General features: G+C 44.8%; 15 protein-coding genes. 10 read left to right on the top strand and 5 right to left on the bottom strand.

Annotated features, from left to right (window positions below; all coding sequences use genetic code 11):
- Positions 1–57: 57 nt before the first annotated feature.
- From mutY to NBH14_RS20800, 7 genes are all read left to right on the top strand, one after another.
- Complete coding sequence (mutY, locus tag NBH14_RS20830) at positions 58–1,197, top strand: A/G-specific adenine glycosylase (RefSeq protein ID WP_186960084.1); 1,140 nt, start codon at positions 58–60, stop codon at positions 1,195–1,197.
- Positions 1,198–1,240: 43 nt separating this feature from the next.
- Positions 1,241–1,732: a single-stranded DNA-binding protein gene (locus tag NBH14_RS20825; protein WP_128134089.1), complete on the top strand. Its 492-nt coding sequence runs from the start codon at positions 1,241–1,243 to the stop codon at positions 1,730–1,732.
- 25 nt (positions 1,733–1,757) lie between these two features.
- A complete protein-coding gene (gene gldE, locus NBH14_RS20820; protein WP_186960083.1) occupies positions 1,758–3,095 on the top strand; it encodes a gliding motility-associated protein GldE in 1,338 nt (445 codons plus the stop codon).
- Complete coding sequence (gldD, locus tag NBH14_RS20815) at positions 3,095–3,673, top strand: gliding motility lipoprotein GldD (RefSeq protein ID WP_186960082.1); 579 nt, start codon at positions 3,095–3,097, stop codon at positions 3,671–3,673. Before gldE ends, gldD begins: the two co-directional genes overlap by 1 nt.
- On the top strand, positions 3,673–4,317 hold the full coding sequence (locus NBH14_RS20810; RefSeq protein ID WP_186960081.1) for a 4'-phosphopantetheinyl transferase family protein: 645 nt from the start codon (positions 3,673–3,675) through the stop codon (positions 4,315–4,317). The genes gldD and NBH14_RS20810 overlap by 1 nt, the downstream gene beginning before the upstream one ends.
- A gap of 249 nt (positions 4,318–4,566) precedes the next feature.
- Positions 4,567–8,067 carry a DUF748 domain-containing protein gene (locus tag NBH14_RS20805; RefSeq protein ID WP_186960080.1) on the top strand — a complete coding sequence of 1,167 codons (3,501 nt, stop codon included), beginning with the start codon at positions 4,567–4,569 and terminating at the stop codon, positions 8,065–8,067.
- A 48-nt stretch (positions 8,068–8,115) separates the two neighbouring features.
- Entirely contained in the window at positions 8,116–8,382 is a 267-nt protein-coding gene (locus NBH14_RS20800; RefSeq protein ID WP_010800315.1) for a GNAT family N-acetyltransferase, read from the top strand.
- A 15-nt stretch (positions 8,383–8,397) separates the two neighbouring features.
- Here NBH14_RS20800 and NBH14_RS20795 read toward each other — a convergent pair whose 3' ends face one another.
- Positions 8,398–9,045: a pentapeptide repeat-containing protein gene (locus NBH14_RS20795; RefSeq protein ID WP_186960079.1), complete on the bottom strand. Its 648-nt coding sequence runs from the start codon at positions 9,043–9,045 to the stop codon at positions 8,398–8,400.
- Positions 9,046–9,217: 172 nt separating this feature from the next.
- On the opposite strand from NBH14_RS20795, the gene NBH14_RS20790 reads away from it, so the two are divergent.
- On the top strand, positions 9,218–9,607 hold the full coding sequence (locus NBH14_RS20790) for an L-rhamnose mutarotase (RefSeq protein ID WP_186960078.1): 390 nt from the start codon (positions 9,218–9,220) through the stop codon (positions 9,605–9,607).
- An 86-nt stretch (positions 9,608–9,693) separates the two neighbouring features.
- Here the strand turns inward: NBH14_RS20790 and NBH14_RS20785 are convergent, their stop codons facing one another.
- From NBH14_RS20785 to NBH14_RS20770, 4 genes are all read right to left on the bottom strand, one after another.
- On the bottom strand, positions 9,694–12,066 hold the full coding sequence (locus NBH14_RS20785) for a PDZ domain-containing protein (protein WP_186960077.1): 2,373 nt from the start codon (positions 12,064–12,066) through the stop codon (positions 9,694–9,696).
- A gap of 75 nt (positions 12,067–12,141) precedes the next feature.
- Positions 12,142–12,774 (bottom strand): murein L,D-transpeptidase catalytic domain family protein, encoded by a 633-nt coding sequence (locus tag NBH14_RS20780; protein WP_010800313.1) that lies wholly within the window; start codon positions 12,772–12,774, stop codon positions 12,142–12,144.
- Positions 12,775–12,864: 90 nt separating this feature from the next.
- A complete protein-coding gene (locus NBH14_RS20775; protein ID WP_186960076.1) occupies positions 12,865–13,869 on the bottom strand; it encodes a L,D-transpeptidase in 1,005 nt (334 codons plus the stop codon).
- A gap of 133 nt (positions 13,870–14,002) precedes the next feature.
- Complete coding sequence (locus NBH14_RS20770; RefSeq protein ID WP_007653717.1) at positions 14,003–14,191, bottom strand: ferredoxin; 189 nt, start codon at positions 14,189–14,191, stop codon at positions 14,003–14,005.
- A 191-nt stretch (positions 14,192–14,382) separates the two neighbouring features.
- Here NBH14_RS20770 and pruA point away from each other — a divergent pair, with 191 nt between their 5' ends.
- Together pruA and NBH14_RS20760 are read left to right on the top strand one after the other, a co-directional pair.
- Positions 14,383–16,014 carry an L-glutamate gamma-semialdehyde dehydrogenase gene (pruA, locus tag NBH14_RS20765; protein WP_186960075.1) on the top strand — a complete coding sequence of 544 codons (1,632 nt, stop codon included), beginning with the start codon at positions 14,383–14,385 and terminating at the stop codon, positions 16,012–16,014.
- Between the two features lie 98 nt (positions 16,015–16,112).
- Entirely contained in the window at positions 16,113–17,288 is a 1,176-nt protein-coding gene (locus NBH14_RS20760; protein ID WP_186960074.1) for a proline dehydrogenase family protein, read from the top strand.
- The last annotated feature ends 333 nt before the right edge of the window (positions 17,289–17,621 follow it).

The following is a 17,621-nucleotide window of genomic DNA, read 5'->3' as shown; positions in this document are numbered from 1 at the left end:
AGAATTGCCTGCCATTTTTTAATAAAAAAGATTCCTTACAATTCATTATATCTGTGTATGTTTGCATTAATCAACGAGTTGAGAGTTTCAAAACTACAAAAACAGGACATTTTAACGCAAATGGAAAACGAATTGGAAGTCAGCCATATTTTGCTGGCCTGGTATAAAACGAATAAGAGGATGCTGCCCTGGCGGGAATCGTCCGACCCGTATATAATCTGGATATCGGAAATTATCCTTCAACAAACCCGTGTCGCTCAGGGGATGGACTACTTTTACAGGTTCACCGAACGCTTCCCGGATGTCGCTTCCCTGGCGGCGGCGGAAGAGGATGAGGTGCTGAAATATTGGCAGGGGTTGGGCTATTATAGTCGTGCCCGTAACCTGCATGCTGCCGCTAAGAGTATCATGGATCGGTTCGGCGGCGTTTTTCCCGGGGAATATAAAGAGATATTGTCTTTGAAAGGTATCGGTGAATATACGGCTGCTGCCATTGTGTCTTTTGTATGGAATAAGCCTTATCCGGTTGTCGACGGGAATGTGTACCGTGTCTTATCCCGGCTGTATGCAGTCGACACGCCAATTGATAGCACGCAGGGAAAGAAACAGTTTGCGGAACTGGCCGCTCTTGTGATGAATCCCAAATATGCAGGGACGCATAACCAGGCGGTTATGGAGTTCGGGGCTTTGCAATGTGTTCCACAAAATCCGGATTGTGAAGTTTGCCCGTTGAAGGAACGTTGTATGGCCTATGCTTCGGGTAATGTGCAAGCGTTTCCGGTCAAGCAGAACAAGACGAAAACGCGGCCCCGTTATTTTCATTATCTATACATTATATATAAGAGGCAAACCTGGCTTTCGCGCCGGGGCAAAAAAGATATCTGGGAAGGGCTATACGAATTTCCCCTGATCGAGACGGCGGAACCGATGGATTTTGCCGGATTGCAGCAAACGGAAGCGTACCGGAAACTGTTTGACGGCGCCGGTCGGATGAATGTTTCCGTGGATATGTCCGAGGTGAAGCATGTCCTTTCCCACCAGGTTCTTTATACGACATTTTACCGGGTCGAGATTGAAAAAGTGACGGACGCATTGAATTCGTATCTGGCTGTTCCGTATGAAGATATCGAACGTTATGCCGTTCCCCGCCTGGTACATATTTATTTGGAGAAATTAAACGGAAATTTGTCTGAATGATCGAATTTATGTTTCTTTGTAAGATATTAAAAGAATTACAACTATGTCATTGAATAAAGTCATATTGATTGGTAACGTGGGTAAAGATCCCGACGTTCGTTATTTCGACAGCGGTACGGCCGTTGCAAACTTCCCTTTGGCAACTTCCGAAAGAGGTTACACACTGGCAAACGGTACGGTTGTGCCGGAGAGAACAGAATGGCACAATATCGTGGTTCGCCGCGACCAGGTTGCTTTTGTTGAGAAATGGGTGAAGAAAGGTTCGGGTGTTTATGTAGAAGGAAAGATTCGTACCCGCAGTTATGACGACCAGAGTGGTGTGAAACGTTATGTGACTGAAATTCATGCAGACCGTATTGAATTTTATAATACGGGCACACGTCCGGCCGACGGTACGGCAACGAATGCCGGAACAGGTTTCCAGCAAGGCGGACAGCCACAGGCAACACAGCAGGCTACGTCTTACCAGCAACCGGTATCGCAACAGCCGGATATTTCAACTGATTCAAACAGTGCGGATGATCTTCCGTTCTGATATTGTTTAACTAATACGGTTCCCCTTGGACTCAGACTATTATTTATCGGGCTTATTCGATCAGGTTACTATACAGGCGCTCACAGCAGGCCCTGTTATAGCGTTAAGCCTTGCTTGTTTACTGCTGTTGGTGTCCGGCTTTGTGTCGGCATCGGAAGTGGCATTCTTTTCTCTTACCCCGGGTGATATAAACGACATCCGGGAGGAGAATTCGCCTTCGGACCCGTTGATCCGGAAATTACTGGATCGCTCCGAATATTTACTTGCGGCTATTTTGATAGCCAATAACTTTGTGAACGTGGCCGTGGTAATGCTTTGTACCTACGGCATTAATTCTTTGATCAATTTCTCGGCTGTTCCTGCCCTGGGTTTCATTCTTGAAACAATCGTACTGACCTTTATGCTTTTACTTTTCGGCGAGATCATGCCTAAGATCTACGCACAGAAAAATTCGCTCCGTTTCGTTCGCCGTTCCGCTTCGGTGTTGAATATGGTGGAACGCATCTGCCGTCCGCTTTCGGTGGTATTGGTTAATTCTACCTCTATTATCAACAAGGCGCTGGTGAAGAAAAAATATGACTTGTCGGTCGATGAGTTATCCAAGGCTTTGGAGTTGACCTCTAAAGAGATTCCGGAAGAGAAAGAGATGCTGGCTGAGATCATCAAGTTCTATAATAAGACGGCCGATGAGATCATGACGCCCCGTTTGGATATGGAGGACATCGAGATAAAGACCAGCTTTCGCAATGTGATCGATTTCATTATCAAATCCGGTTATTCGCGAATCCCTATATATGCCGAATCGGAAGATAATATTAAAGGTATCCTTTATATAAAGGATTTGCTTCCTTATATAGAAAAGCCGGATACATTCCGCTGGCAGAGCTTAATTCGTCCGGCTTACTTTGTTCCCGAAACAAAGAAGATCGACGACTTGCTGGAAGAATTCCGTACCAATAAGATTCACATGGCGATTGTGGTGGATGAGTTTGGCGGTACGTCCGGTATCGTGACGATGGAAGACATTCTGGAGGAAATTGTCGGCGAGATTTCGGACGAATATGATGAAGATGAAAAGCAGTTTGTCCGTCTGGCAGACGGCAGCCTGATCTTCGAAGCCAAGATTTTATTGACAGACTTCTTCCGCGTTATCAATACAGACCCGTCCGAGTTCGGCAAACTGACGGAAGATGTAGAAACGCTTGCCGGTCTTTTACTGGAAATAAAAGGTGACTTCCCGCGCCGTCGGGAGATTATAGATTACGGTAAATATCGTTTCCAGATTCTGGAAATGGATAACCGAAGAATCCTGAAAGTGAAATTCAACTGCATTTCAGAAATAGAGAAAGAAGGAGAGGAGTGATGAAGCAGATTCTGTCCGGCATGGTTTTCCTTTGTATCCTGTTGTGCTGTGTGTCTTGTACGGAATATACACCGAAACCGCGTGGTTATTTCCGTATCGAACCGCCTCGGGCACGTTATCAGGTGTTGCCTCTGGACAGTTTGCCCTACTCATTCAATGTTTCTCAGTTGGCTATTGTCGAGCTGCCGGAGATTGGAAGTCCGGAAGGATGGATCAATTTGTCTTATCCTTCATTGGGTGTAAAGATTTATTGCAGTTATTTACCCGTCACCCGTTCTACTTTGCAAATAGCAGAGAATGAATCGCGTTCCCTAGTTTCCCGCCAGGCGAAGCAGGCGAAAGCGGTAAAGGAACAAGCCTATAGCAACCCGGATGAACGGGTGTATGGCTCCCTTTTCCTGTTGGATGGGGAGTCTGCTTCTCCTGTGCAGTTTATGTTGACCGACAGTGCTTCGAACTTCTTTCGGGGTGCTTTATATTATGATTGTGTACCGAATGCCGATTCGTTGGCTCCGGTTACAGATTATCTGAGAAAAGATATTATCGAGTTGATACAATCCTTTAGCTGGAAAAAGTAATGCCTGTCCTGTTTAAATACACAGAGCCGTTGTTGGGTGTCTGGAAGATTGAAGAAAGTTCGGAAGAATTGCTGTCGATGCTGGAACTGCCATCCGAATATATCCCTTTCCTGCAACAGATAAAAACAGAAAAACGTCGTCAGGAATGGCTGGCGTCTCGTGTTCTCCTGAAAGAGTTGGCGGGAGAGGAGTTGCTGATCGCTTATCATGACGATGGCGCTCCTTACTTACCCGATTCATCCTTATCCCTGAGTATTTCCCATACGAATGGCTATGCGGCAGTGTTATTGCAGGAGCAGGGAGCGGTTGGTATAGATATAGAATACCGTTCCGACCGGGTATTAAAGATACGTAGCCGCTTTATGTCTCCGGAAGAGAATGCGTCGGTCGGTCCGGATTATGAAACAGAGCATCTGCTTGTCCATTGGTGTGCCAAGGAGGCTTTATTCAAGATGATCCGGCAACAGGATGTTGACTTTATAGAACATCTGCATGTGGAGCCGTTTACTTATACCGGTTCCGGAGAGCTTTGGGCGTTTGAAACCCGGACTCCCGAACGAAAGTCGTATGTTCTGAGCTATAAAGTATTTCCGGAGTTTGTTCTTGTTTATAGTATCCCTTCCTGCTTTGGCAATCCGGAATAGAGAGGTTGTTTTTATCCGTTCGCAACATTCTACCGATAGCTTTGTTCTAAATGATAGAGAAGTATATTTATATAAATTGTTGAGTAAATTATAAAACAGGAGTATTATATATTAGGAGAAAAGTGTATCATAATATATGATATTTTATTTTCATAATATATGCGATTCTAATATCATAATATATGATACTGTGATCCGCAATAAGGGAACACGATGTTACTATGTCAACGATATAGATAGGGAAAGGATATGGGACGGAACAAGAAGATCATAAAATACATTTTCCCGGCAATAGGATTGCTGGCGGTGCTTCTGACTGTCCTGAACCTGTATCTGAGCAACCGCCTGGAAAGATATTTGAAAGTAGAATTGAGCCGGCGTACTGCTGAGGCTACGGACGGATTCTATAACCTGTCGTTCGATGATCTTTCGATCGGTTTTGTGAAAGGAGAACTGAAAATCGAAGGCGTCAGGCTGATGCCCGATTCAACTGTGTTTCAACAGTGGAAAGCTATTGACAGCCTTCCCCGTACTTATGTGAAAGCGGAGATCGGCATGATAGATTTCAAAGGTGTAAACCTTACCTGGCGGTGGAGTTATAAAGAATTGCATTTTAATACGTTTGAGATAAAAGACCCACGGATAGAAGTTTTCGATTCTTATTATTCGGGGCGTGTGGAGAAAAAGGTCCGGCATGCCGATACCAAATCATTGTATGAAGTAATCTCTCCTTATATAAATGTGTTGAGCGTACGGACACTGAACCTGTCGAACGCCAGCGTATCCTATACCGTCGAGAATCCTGTGACACCGATCGTCTATGGGCTTGATGATGTCAGCTTTCGCGCTTACGGTTTTCTGTTGGATAAGAACTCGTCACAGAGCGGAAAGTTACTCTATTGTGATAACTTTGAATTTGTGACGAACCAACCGCAGACGTTGCTAGCCAATAACGACTTCCTCCTTAAAACAGACAGCATAAAACTCAGTACGCAGGATTCGATTATTTATATAGAGAAAATCAGGCTGATTCCGCAGGATAGTTTATGGACGGAGACGAAACAACGTCCGGATAGCTATGTCGATGCACAGGTCCGGACAGTGGAAGTCAACGGAATCCGTTTTAAACGAGAAGATGCATTGAATTATCTGACAGCCCGTTCTTTTGAAATATCTTCGTCGGACATTCAGGTATTTAATCTGGCCGCTAATGCCCCGGCTGCGAAAAAAGCGGCAGGCAATGCTACAAAAATTGATACGGATTCTTTGGTACAGGCTTTATCTTTATATGACATAATATCGCCGGTATTGCATAGCGTTTCTATCCGGACTGTCGGAATCGATGCCGCCAAAGTTACTTATTCGCAAGCGGTAAAAGACTTGGTGGAAGTCTATAAACTGGATAACTTCAATTTCCGGGCAAACGACTTCCTAGTTGATTCGGTTTCGGAAGAGAAGCATGGCTTGTGGTATTCCCGTAGTTTCGCCTTTGAAGCAACTGGCATCAGCGGGGAGATGACGGCACGTAACCACCGTTTCGATATTGCCCGTATGGCATTGGATACGGAGTCCGGCGATTTCAATATAGAGAAAATCCGCCTGAAACCTATAAAAGTAAATTCACGGAAAGACTATATATCCGGTAGCATTGACACAGTCGGTATCAGGGGATTGCTTTATGATAAAGGGATCAGTGCTGACCTTTTCAAGATAGACCATCCGGTTATCTATTATTATAAATCCCCGTCTTATGCGAAGAAAAGCAAGGAAACGAAGCTGCCGGTAAATCCGAAGGCGGATGTGGAAAGCATCCTAAATCCTTTATTGCAATATCTGTCTATCAAACGGATCGACCTGAATCATGCATATCTCACATTGAATGACAGAGGCGTTCCCGATCCGATAATCTATAAGCTGAAGGATTTCAATTTCTATGCCACCCGCTTCCTGGTGGACGATAGTACGAACCGGAGTGGAGGGCTGTTCTTTGCCTGTGATCATTTTGGTTTCAGTTTCAAAGACTTCGACAATTATTTGCCGGGAAAAGCCTACCGTCTGTCTGTCCGGAAAGGTAATTTCTCTACGGCAAAAGGCATATTGGGATTACAGGACGTGAAACTGCTCCCGCAAGACTCTTTATGGCAAATGGGAGCAAATTCATATCTTCGTATAGAGACTCCGATGATTTATGCAACCGGTTTGAACCGTCTGCCAGAGAATTTGCTTCAGCGCCTGGATGCTGCTTCGCTGCATGTCGAATCACCCGATATCCGCTTGATGAAAAAAGACGGAAGCCTGTTACAGGTATCACTTCAGGACTTGGGTATCGATAAAGTCGTGTGGGACAGTTTGCATTTTTCTGTTGGTTCGATAAACCTGTCAGATCCGGTTGTCAGTTATCAGGCCGGGACTTCTCCCGATCCGATAAAGACAAAAAAGAAATCTCCCGCCGTCCTATCGGATGATATTTATGAGGCAGTCGGTCGGTTTACGCCTGACCTTTCACTGGGAAAACTGACAGTCTCCAATGCTGTCTGGAATCGTGATACGGCAAACCTGTTTCTTGAAGGACTGCATGTCAATGTCAGGAACCGGACATTCGGGCTGAAGACTGTCCGATTCGATACCAAAGACCTGGCATTCCCGTTGGATAATGGTTTTTATACATTGAAGATAGGAAAAGTCAATCTGGATAATACCGATCTGAATCTGGAAGATATCCATTTGGTTTCCGCCTATCCGAAAATGGAATTTGCTTACCGGCAACCAAAGCATCAGGATTGGTTTGATGTCAAAGTCGGCCGGTTAGGATTGTCGGGAATCGATTTGCCGGCTTACTTCTCGGAGAAAGTGGTCCGGATAAAAAATGTAGAGGTTGACAATGCCGAACTTCAGAATTTTAAGAACCAACAGATTGTCGTGCCCCGCCATATCGTACCGATGATCTATTCCGGTTTGCAGAAGGCACCGGTGAAAATGGCTATCGACAGTCTCCGTGTAAATAACTTTTCCGTTGTTTACGAAGAATTGTCAAAGAAAGGGATACAACCGGGTAAACTGTTTTTCACGGAAATGAACGGGAAATTCTCCGGCTTCACTAATATCGTTTCCTATCCGGACCAGTATATCCGTCTGGATGCAAACGGCAAATTAATGGGGAAAGGATATTTTACCGCCACCTGGCAGCTTCCGGTCGATTCCCTGAACGATCGTTTCCTGCTGGATGCGCATATGGAGGACTTTGATCTGACTGCATTGAACGAACTGATCACACCGCTGGCCTTTGCCAAAGTGGAGAGTGGTAAACTGGTCGATTTTACATTTAGCACTGAAGCCTCGACCAAAGGTGCCACTGTCGATATGCTATTCCTTTACAGGGATCTGAAGGCAGAGATAATGAAGGAGAAAAAAGGGGAGGTGATCGATAATAAATTCCTGTCGCGTTTGGCTAACCTGGTACTGAAACATGATAATCCCGACCATCCGGAACAGGGAACACGCAGGCCCCGTCATTCTCATCTGACGATAGAACGTGACCCGTATCATTCTACATTTAATTATCTGTGGCAAATTCTTCGTCCGGCATTGACGGAGTCAGTCGGAGTCTCAAAGAAGGCGCAGGATGTAGCCAAAGATGTCTCCGGCTTCTTTACAAAAGTGAAGAACTTCTTCCATCCCGGAAAGAAAAAGCAACAAAAGCGGCCTGTATCCGGACAAAATGAACCGGCAGGTGAACTAATTCCCGAATAAACTGTTTTATCTATAACAGGGTGTTGTTTTGTAGATAAAAAATAAATTATGGAATATGATATTGTTCACCATCCGGAGAAATATCGCTTTGAAATAAAGCAGGATGGTTTAACTGCCTTTGTGCAGTACAGGCTTGTCGGTAATAATCTGGATATTATTCACACAATAGTTCCGGTACCTCTGGAAGGTCAGGGAATAGCCGCTTCACTGGTGAAAGCGACTTTTGACTACGCGATAGAAAATCAATTGAAACCCCGGGCTACCTGTTCTTATGCAGTTGCCTGGTTAAAAAGACATCAGGAATATGCAAAATAACGAATTCGAAGAAGATTATCCTTTAATTGTAACACCCAGCAGATGGGCTAATTCCAATGCTTGTAAAGAGGTGACTGTTGCTCCGCGTAATTCACAGCCGATGATGGGACTTATCCGGATGCCGGAAATGTCGCAGGTGCTGAAGTCGACGCCTTTTAAGGAGGTACGGTAAAATTCAGCTTCCTTGAGATCACTTTCATGGAAGTTCACGCTTGCATACTGGCCGTTCTCAAAGGAACTGTTTCGCAGGTCACATCGGTCGAAACTGACATATTTCAGTTTGCTCATGCTCAGATTGAGGTATTCTGCCTTGCAGTTGCTGAAAACAATATGGTTTAGCGCTGATTCGGAAAAGTTTGTCCCGATCAGTTTGCATTCGATAAATTCGATACGGTGAAAACCGGAACCGGAGAAATTCATATTAGACAGGTCGCAGTTCTTGAAGATGATATCACTGAACTGCGATTTTTTTATGCCGCAACCGATCAGTATGCTGTTTGTGAACAGGCAGTCCTGCATACTCATATTTTCCGTTTTAATTTCGAATACCCTTTGATTCCTGAAAGAATATTCCGCCAGGTCTTCTCCCGGCAGCAGGAGTGTTTCATCGAGTGTACAGTCTTCTTTTAATACTTTAGTTATCCGGGGTGCAGTGATCTTCATCTTTTATATTATTTTTGAGCGGGTAAAGATAACGATTTAGATCCGTATTTCATGAAACCGGTGTCGATATCGTTTTATCCCTTGTAGAAATATTCTTATTCCGGTTGCATAATAATCGTTACATTTGTAATATAATCGTTCCTGTTGAACGAATTAAAAAATAATATGGTTTATGGAAGATAAAAAGAACGGATATAAAAGCAAACATTATGATTTCCCGACTAAACGTTATTGTCAGACGCTGGACCTGAAAGATGATCCGGAGTTAATCAAAGAATACAAGAAAAGACATGGACAGGAATGTTACTGGCCCGAAATAGGCGAGGGGATTAAAAGTGTCGGAATCCTGGAGATGGAAATTTATCTGTGCGGGAACCGTTTGTTCATGATCGTGGAAACACCGCTCGATTTTGATTGGGATACGGCATTCAGCCGTCTCGCCGGTTTACCCCGTCAGGCTGAATGGGAAGAATATATGTCTGTTTTTCAACAGGCTGACCCGAATGCCAGTTCCGCAGAGAAATGGCAGTTGATGGAACGTATCTTTCATGTGTATGAATAGCTTATAATTTGTTTTTATACATGACGGAAGTCTGTCCTGTATATCTTTTGAAAAGGTGATATCAGGTAAAGACTTCCGTATTCTCTTTAGTCCAGCAATTTGCCGGGAATAGCGACTTTGTTTTCCTTCTGTGTACGGAAGATGATAAATTCGATCTCTTTTGATTTGTCAACTTTCTGAAGTGCATCCTGCATCTCTTTGAGGTTGTTGACAGGGATTGTTCCGACTTTGAGGATCACATCGTTGGGACGGATATAATCACGTAGTTTGCCTCCCAGTGCATTGACCGAAACGACATATACGCCCCGTTCCGAATCCATACCTGTTGCCGAACGTTCACCGAGTGTTTGCAGGCTTTTGATTGTCGCGCCGCTCCAGTTGATGACATCGCTGTCGGTATGACCGGAGATAATAACCGGTGTCGGCATTTCGGGAGTATGTGCAATCGCTTTCAGACGGGGAGAGACAACGCCGAACTGGTCCATCACGAAATTACGGAAACCACCTTTGGTGATCGCTTCGGAATCATCGGCAACCGTGAAATCACCTTCCGACGGGTTTTTGAACTGCACGGAAGTAACGATCGAATGTTCATCCGTATGGTTCTTCCGGGCGGCAGCACGCGAAAGGCTGTCGGTAAAGATATTATAGTCGACCATCAATCCCCATTCCCGTACGCCGATCGGTTTGTATTCCGTCATAACGATGTTGCGTGTAAAGACATCGCCGCTGTTGATGAACCAGACATGCGGATGGAAAGAGTTGTTGACCATGATATTATTTTCGACTACCCGGTAGAAGCCTTCCCGTAATTTGATTCCTCCGTTCAGGCACAGGTTATTATAAATATGGTAGTTGCTGGAGCCGTCATCCAGGTCGATATCCCAGCCGCGGTCGCAACGGAAACGGTTGTTTCTCATGACGGTAGTCTGGGTTGCGTCGGCCAGTATCAGGGCCGGATCTTTTGCCGCGATAGATTCCATTGTTTTATAGTTCGGGTGCCAGTAACGATCACGCCCCCAGGAGTTGAAAGAGCCGTGGTCGCCTGTTTCCTTGACCGTATCGAAAATATCGTTGAATTCCAGAATATGACCGCCCCAGGTTCCTTCGCTGATATTGATTCCTGCACGTGGAGTATCGTAAATACTGTTGTGACTGACGGTAATAGACTGGCACATGGAAAGTTCCACTCCGGTAATCTGCTTTTCATACAGACCGATTGAATGGATCAGGTTGTCATATACCAGGCATTGGGCCGGATAATTGTTGTTTTTAGGACCTTTTGCATGGTCCAGTTGTTCATACGGAACAAATTCTCCATATTCGAAACTCGGTGAGCGGACTGCCTCCGGATCGCCGACAAAGCAGATGGCACTGGCCCCGATCCGGGTAAGGTGTGAGCCGGATACTTCTGAATGGCGGTTGTATTTGGAAAAGAATATGGCATTTCCTCCCAGGTTGTGCAGGTAGCAATTACGCAGGGCACAATGCTCCGTTCCTTCGAAGAAGACTGCGGCTCCCCGGTAAACCGTCCAGTCCGAGCGGAGTAGTTGTTCGTACGGTTCCATAAAAGTCCGCAAAGTTTGTGTCAGTTCCAGTCCTTCCAGTGTGATGTTTTTTACCGGATTGGCTTCTGTCCCCCTGAACTCGATCAGGTGTTTGAGTTGAGGCGATTCGAAAAGTACTTCGGATACTTTTTCACCTTCAAACGGATAGTAATAGACCGTTTGTTCGTCGGCATTATAGAACCATTCGCCGGGAGCATCCAGTTCTTCAAATATATTCTCCACCATCCGGTTATCCGGATGAAGGCCCGACCGACGGTTGTTTTGCCAGCCGCCTTCCATTGACAATTCCCCTTTCTTATTTTTTCCGGTGATGCGGTAATGGAAGTCACCCCAGTCATGTTTATGCATGGCGTGCAGGTATCCTCCTGCCGGATTTTTCCATTTCTTTACCCGTTCGGGAGCGGTAGCCGAGGCAGAAGTACCATTGAAACGGACAGCTTTTTCGTCGAAGTCCGGGTAACGGGCCATATGTCTGATCTGGCCGTCAGCGATTAGCATGTCCATAATAGGAGAGCCGTTTACTTTGGCTTTCATGATTCCTTTTTTATAGGGTTCCCATTGTAGTGCCAAGGGGATACCTCCCGAAAGAATCACTTTTTCTCCCGGATAGGCTTTTACGGAAAGTTGTCTGGTGTCGTTACCGTCGCGGGAGGTGAAAACCAGCGGTTCGTTAAGGAGATATTTCCCTTCCCGGAGGTAAATGACTACGTCTCCTTTCTCTGTCCGTGCTTTTTCCAAAGCCGCAGGAATACGGTTTAGCGGATTTTGTATGCTTCCGTCACCCGTGTCTTTGCCTGTCGCGGAAACATAGAATTCTGATTGTGCCGATATCGGTAATGTTATAAAGGCCAGCAGTATTACCGACAATGCATTCAGTACTTTACTCATCATTGTTACTTATTAGATTTAAATTATTATGTAAGTGTGTTCTATCTCATTTCTTTATCCGTTTGCAAGATATAGTTTTTACATAGAAGCAACCTGCCGTTTGGATAGGATGGGGCTGTAAGCCAGATAATTCTTATTGTTGGCATAAATAAAAAGCAGTGAACCTCCTTTTATGGTGTTGATAATAGGCTTGCTTACAGCTTGTGGCAGGGCCGGACAACCGAAACTGCGTCCCAGGCGGCCGGATGAAGCAATTACGGATGGATTGGAGTAAGCAGCTCCATGGATAACGATGGCCCGTTCTTTGGCGCGGTCGTTGATCCCTTTTTCCAATCCGTTCAGTACAAGTGAGTAACCGTTTTTTCCCTGATAGGTGTTTTCTGTCAGGAAGAATCCCAGTGAACTTTTGAGGGAACCGTTCTCGTTGGAAAAGGAGGTGGCATAATTCCCTCCGCTATTCTTTCCGTGTGATACCAGCGAAGAGAATAATAATTTTTTATGCCTCATGTCGAATACATAAAAACGCTCTTCGGTCGAGGGCTTACTGAAATCGACCAGTGTAAGGATTTCTTTCGTTTTATCTTCGATTTTATGGTATCCGGTGATTGCCTGTTCGAATGCCTCAAAGTTTACTACTCCTTCCAGTTGCATCTCCTGGTACAACTGCCGGCAGCTTGAAACTTCATGGATGACCGGTTCCGTACTTCTCATTTTAGAGAAGTTTACCGGGATAAATAATAGGAACAGATAGATGAAAACTTTGTGCATGTCTGTGTGAATCAGACTGCAAAGTTAGAATTTTTAATCGAAAACAAAAACAAGAGTCTCATAAACCGGTGCCCAGTCGTAGATGAATTTAGCATGTGAAGTGGCATTCCTGACACACATATGGGAGCGGGGAGTGGTTCCCAACGTCGAACTGTATTCGATCAGTGACTTGCGCGGAGCATTGACGGGAACTCCGTGGATATACCCCCCGTTTGTGAAGCGGCTGGCATACGGAGCAAAGCCTCCTGTCTCCGTGGTACCGTCCACCAGATAGATCATACGGGGTTTCTTTTCCTGAATAATATATACTCCGGGAGGCGTTTCCTGGGCATAGGGTGGCCTGTGCAGTCCGGTTGTAGCCGGGTTCATGCTTCTAACCAGCCATTTGTCGCCTTCCTGTTCCAGTGTCGCGATATTCTGATTCCGGGTATCTACAAAGACAGCTTTTTTGAAGACGATCGTATCAGGAATCGTCTGGATATATTTTTTAGGGATCATCCACTCTTTTCCGGTATGCACGGAGGCAACCCGGGTGAAATTAGTATAGTCTTCCAGGTGCTTTACCAGGGCACCGTCCCTGCCGTAGAGTTCAGGCACCGCAGTGTCTGTTGTCAGGTAGAGCGGTATTCCCTGGAAGCGTTCGACGCCCAAAGAGTCGGCTATACGGCGGTATGAATCTCTGTGATAATTTTTTACCAATGGCGCTTCTCCGTTTTTATTCCTGTAATTCTGGAGGATCGACCAGGTGGCCGGTTCTTTCTGGATGGATTCGAGCCAGGCAAGGCGCTCCTTTATCTTTTCCCACTGGAACTCCCGTGTCGTATCTTTATACGGATAGGTGTCTTCCAGAGTATGCTGGTCGTAAAGCAATTCCTTTTCAATGATTATTTCTTTGGGGACAGTATCTATTATTTCCGCTACTTCTACAGTCGCAGAGTCTGGTGCAGGTTGTCCGTCAGCAGCTGCCTTATCCGTTTTGCCGGTACAGAAACTCAGCAGAATAAGGCAAAATACCGGAAGTATAGTAGTTTTCTTCATCCCAATTATCTTTTTTGTGAATATACGTTTTTTTATTGGAACAACCACAAATCCTGACAGGAAAAAGAGGTTATCCCAAACCGGAATAACCTCTCCACTTTTTACTCTGTAAAACGTGAGTGGTCCTCCTCACTTAATCATATTTAATAACGCTGACCGGACAGCTTTCGGCTGCTTCTTTGATCTCTTCCTCGTAGTCGTTGAAGTCTACTCCCTCGTTTACGCGGGAACGATCCGTCACATGAAAAACCTCCGGGCAGATGCCTTCGCAAGTACCGCAAGCGATACAGTCTTCTTCTATCCAAACACTTTTAATAGCCATAGTTTCTATACCTTTAAGATGATTATATTTTAATAACAACTATGGATGGGGAAATGTTGATACATACCATATACCAAAGCGTTTCTAATTAAAACTAATTTAACTCTTTACTCACTTTGTTTTAAAATTATTTTACTACGTTTACAGCATAGAAAAAATCATTGATTAACTATTTATAAACTAAAAACAACATGGATAACGCTATTTTTAGATTTCCTAAGCCTATTAATGAGCCGGTAAAATCGTATGCACCCGGATCGAGTGAAAAAGCAGCTTTGAAAAAAACGTTAGCTGAACTCTCAAATGAAGAATGGGATATTCCTTTGATCATTGGCGGAAAAGAAGTCCGTACGGGTAATACCGGTAAAGTTGTTATGCCGCACGACCATCATCATGTGCTGGCAACTTACCATAAGGCCGGCGAGAAAGAGGTGCAGATGGCTATCGATGCCGCTATGAAAGCGCATAAAGAATGGTCTGAACTGCCCTGGGTTGAACGTGCTTCCGTTATGTTAAGGGTGGCTGAACTCTTTGCTACAAAATATCGTTATTTGTTGAATGCTTCGGTGATGCTGGGACAGAGCAAGAACCCGTTCCAGGCGGAAATCGATGCTCCCTGCGAACTGATCGACTTCCTGCGTTTCAGCACATTCTATGCCAGCCAGGTATATGCCGACCAGCCTTATTCGGAAACGGGTATCCTGAACCGTATGGAATACCGTGCCCTGGAAGGTTTCGTGTTCTCGTTGACACCGTTTAATTTTACTTCTATCGCCAGCAATCTGAATATGGGGCCGGCTATGATGGGTAATGTGGCTGTCTGGAAACCGTCTACTACGGCTATCCATTCAAACTATCTGCTGATGAAGGTATTCCAGGAAGCCGGACTTCCGGATGGTGTTGTCAACTTTATCCCGGGACAGGGGAGCGTGATCGGTAAGGTGATAACTGCTAGCCGCGATCTGGCAGGTTTCCATTTCACAGGTTCTACTGCGACATTCAATACGCTATGGCGCCAGATGGGCGAGAATCTCGGCCATTATAAATCTTATCCGAAGATCGTCGGTGAAACGGGGGGTAAGAATTTTATCTTTGTTCATCCGTCTGCTCCGGCATTGGACGTGGCGACTGCTATCGTTCGCGGTGCGTTTGAATATCAGGGTCAGAAGTGTTCTGCCGGTTCACGTGCCTATATCCCGGCTTCTTTGTGGAAAGATGTGAAAGAGATGGTAGGCGATATGCTGAAAGAGATCAAGATGGGTGATGTACAGGATTTCACGAACTTCATCAATGCGGTGATCGATGAGGCTTCATTCGATAATATCATGAGTTATATCAACTATGCGAAACAATCTCCGGATGCTGAGATTGTCTTTGGCGGTAATGGCGACAAATCGGTAGGTTATTTTGTTGAACCGACTGTTATCCAGACAACAGATCCGATGTTCAAGAGCATGGTGGAAGAAATATTCGGTCCGGTGATTACTATTTATGTATATGACGATAATAAATATGAGGAAACATTGGAGTTGTGCGACCGTACTTCTCCTTATGCCCTGACCGGTTCGATCTTTGCACGTGACCGTTATGCTATCGACGTGGCATTCAATAAACTGCGCTATGCTGCCGGTAACTTCTATATCAATGATAAGCCGACCGGTGCCGTTATTGCACAGCAGCCGTTCGGTGGCTCGAGAGCTTCCGGTACGAATGACAAGGCCGGTGGCCCGTTGAACCTGATCCGCTGGACGAATCCTCGTTGTATCAAGGAGGCTTTGGTTCCGCCTACTTCTTACGGTTATCCGTTCTTAGGAGAAAAATAACATATCAGTTGACGGTTGACAAGTGACGGTTGACAGGTAATATGCTTCGAAATTGTCTACTGTCAACTGTCATCTGTCAACTTTAAAAATCAGATACTATGTTAGACTTTAATAATACCGAGATTGCATTTTCATCCAAATCGCAGTCTGAATTGAGAAACGCTTACTTACTCTTCAATACAATAAAATATCCGTGGCTGGTAAAATGTGCCAGTTTTGGAAGTAATATCGCCTTAAAAATTCATTTCCCTTTAGCATGGGCTGTAAAGCCAACTTTATATAAACAGTTTGTCGGTGGTGAGACATTACAGGATTGTACCAAAGCGATCGACCATCTCCGGCAGTTTAATGTGCGTTCTACCCTTGACTTTTCTGCCGAAGGCGAGCAGACTCCTGAAGGTATACGGGCAACATTTGAAGAAACATTACGTTCAATCGATTTTGCCAAAGGAAATGATAACCTGGCTTATGCCGTGTTCAAACCTTCTACTATAACGACCGATGAACTTCTAGCCAAGGCTTCTGAAAAACGGGGCGAACTGACCATCGAAGAAGTAAAAGCCTTCCGTGAATTTAAAGAACGCTTTATGGCTTTCTGCCAGCGTGCTTATGAGAACGATGTCCGTCTGATTGTCGATGCGGAAGATTACTGTTTCCAGGATGCGCTGGATGAACTGACCGACGAGGCGATGCGGAAATACAATAAGAAACGTGCGATCGTATTTGCTACCTTACAGATGTATCGTCATGACCGTATGCCTTACCTGCGCCGTATTCTGGATGATGCCAAAGAAAAAGGATATATCGCCGGTGTCAAGTTTGTGCGTGGCGCTTATATGGAGGCCGAACGTGCGCGTGCTGCGGCTTTGGGTTATCCCGACCCGATCTGCAAGGATAAGAAGGCGACCGATGAGAATTTCGATGCGGCTGTTCGTTTTACCATGGACCATCTGGAGCATTTCGAGATGTTTATGGGAACGCATAACGAGGAAAGTAATTATAAACTGGCTAAGTTGATAGATGAAAAGGGCCTCAAACGGGAAGATTCCCGTATCTTTTTTGCCCAGTTGCTGGGGATGAGCGATAATATCTCATTCAATCTGGCTCATGAAGGATTTAATGTAACCAAGTATGTGCCTTATGCTCCGGTAAGAGACGTATTGCCTTACCTGATCCGGCGTGCTGAAGAAAACACTTCGGTCGCAGGGCAGACCAGCCGTGAACTGAAGATGTTGCAGTCAGAATTGAACCGGCGTAAGAAGATGAATCGATAAACACTCACAGAATGTTTTCGGTATTTTGTTTGCCATATGCAATATACCGATGCAATGCATTGTTAAACAGTTATATATACTATTGCAAATACTTTTTCTGTTTGCAATGTTATTTGTCATTTGCCATAATCAACCGTAAGAGGAATGATGGCAAATGGCAAATAGTATGGCAAATAGAATAGTTATTTGCCATGTCTTATTGTGCTTATTGACAGTATGTTATAAAAGTATATTGCAAATGGCAAATAAATACTGAAAACATTGTGTATAAAAGATGTTTTATCATGTATCACTTCTGAAACTATTGCTCCCTTCCAGTCTAAGTAAATCAAA

It is taken from the genome of Parabacteroides caecihominis (assembly GCF_023656785.1).
GTDB lineage: Bacteria > Bacteroidota > Bacteroidia > Bacteroidales > Tannerellaceae > Parabacteroides > Parabacteroides segnis.
Note: the sequence above shows the minus strand (reverse complement) of the source record. Positions and strands in the feature narration are given on the sequence as shown.

Bases quoted from the DNA above. Each gene is read 5' to 3' on its own strand.
- mutY (WP_186960084.1), top strand. From the start codon at position 58: ATGTTTGCATTAATCAACGAGTTGAGAGTTTCAAAACTACAAAAACAG.
- NBH14_RS20825 (WP_128134089.1), top strand. From the start codon at position 1,241: ATGTCATTGAATAAAGTCATATTGATTGGTAACGTGGGTAAAGATCCC.
- gldD (WP_186960082.1), top strand. From the start codon at position 3,095: ATGAAGCAGATTCTGTCCGGCATGGTTTTCCTTTGTATCCTGTTGTGC.
- NBH14_RS20810 (WP_186960081.1), top strand. From the start codon at position 3,673: ATGCCTGTCCTGTTTAAATACACAGAGCCGTTGTTGGGTGTCTGGAAG.
- NBH14_RS20805 (WP_186960080.1), top strand. From the start codon at position 4,567: ATGGGACGGAACAAGAAGATCATAAAATACATTTTCCCGGCAATAGGA.
- NBH14_RS20800 (WP_010800315.1), top strand. From the start codon at position 8,116: ATGGAATATGATATTGTTCACCATCCGGAGAAATATCGCTTTGAAATA.
- NBH14_RS20795 (WP_186960079.1), bottom strand. From the start codon at position 9,045: ATGAAGATCACTGCACCCCGGATAACTAAAGTATTAAAAGAAGACTGT.
- NBH14_RS20790 (WP_186960078.1), top strand. From the start codon at position 9,218: ATGGAAGATAAAAAGAACGGATATAAAAGCAAACATTATGATTTCCCG.
- NBH14_RS20785 (WP_186960077.1), bottom strand. From the start codon at position 12,066: ATGATGAGTAAAGTACTGAATGCATTGTCGGTAATACTGCTGGCCTTT.
- NBH14_RS20780 (WP_010800313.1), bottom strand. From the start codon at position 12,774: ATGAGAAGTACGGAACCGGTCATCCATGAAGTTTCAAGCTGCCGGCAG.
- NBH14_RS20775 (WP_186960076.1), bottom strand. From the start codon at position 13,869: ATGAAGAAAACTACTATACTTCCGGTATTTTGCCTTATTCTGCTGAGT.
- NBH14_RS20770 (WP_007653717.1), bottom strand. From the start codon at position 14,191: ATGGCTATTAAAAGTGTTTGGATAGAAGAAGACTGTATCGCTTGCGGT.
- pruA (WP_186960075.1), top strand. From the start codon at position 14,383: ATGGATAACGCTATTTTTAGATTTCCTAAGCCTATTAATGAGCCGGTA.
- NBH14_RS20760 (WP_186960074.1), top strand. From the start codon at position 16,113: ATGTTAGACTTTAATAATACCGAGATTGCATTTTCATCCAAATCGCAG.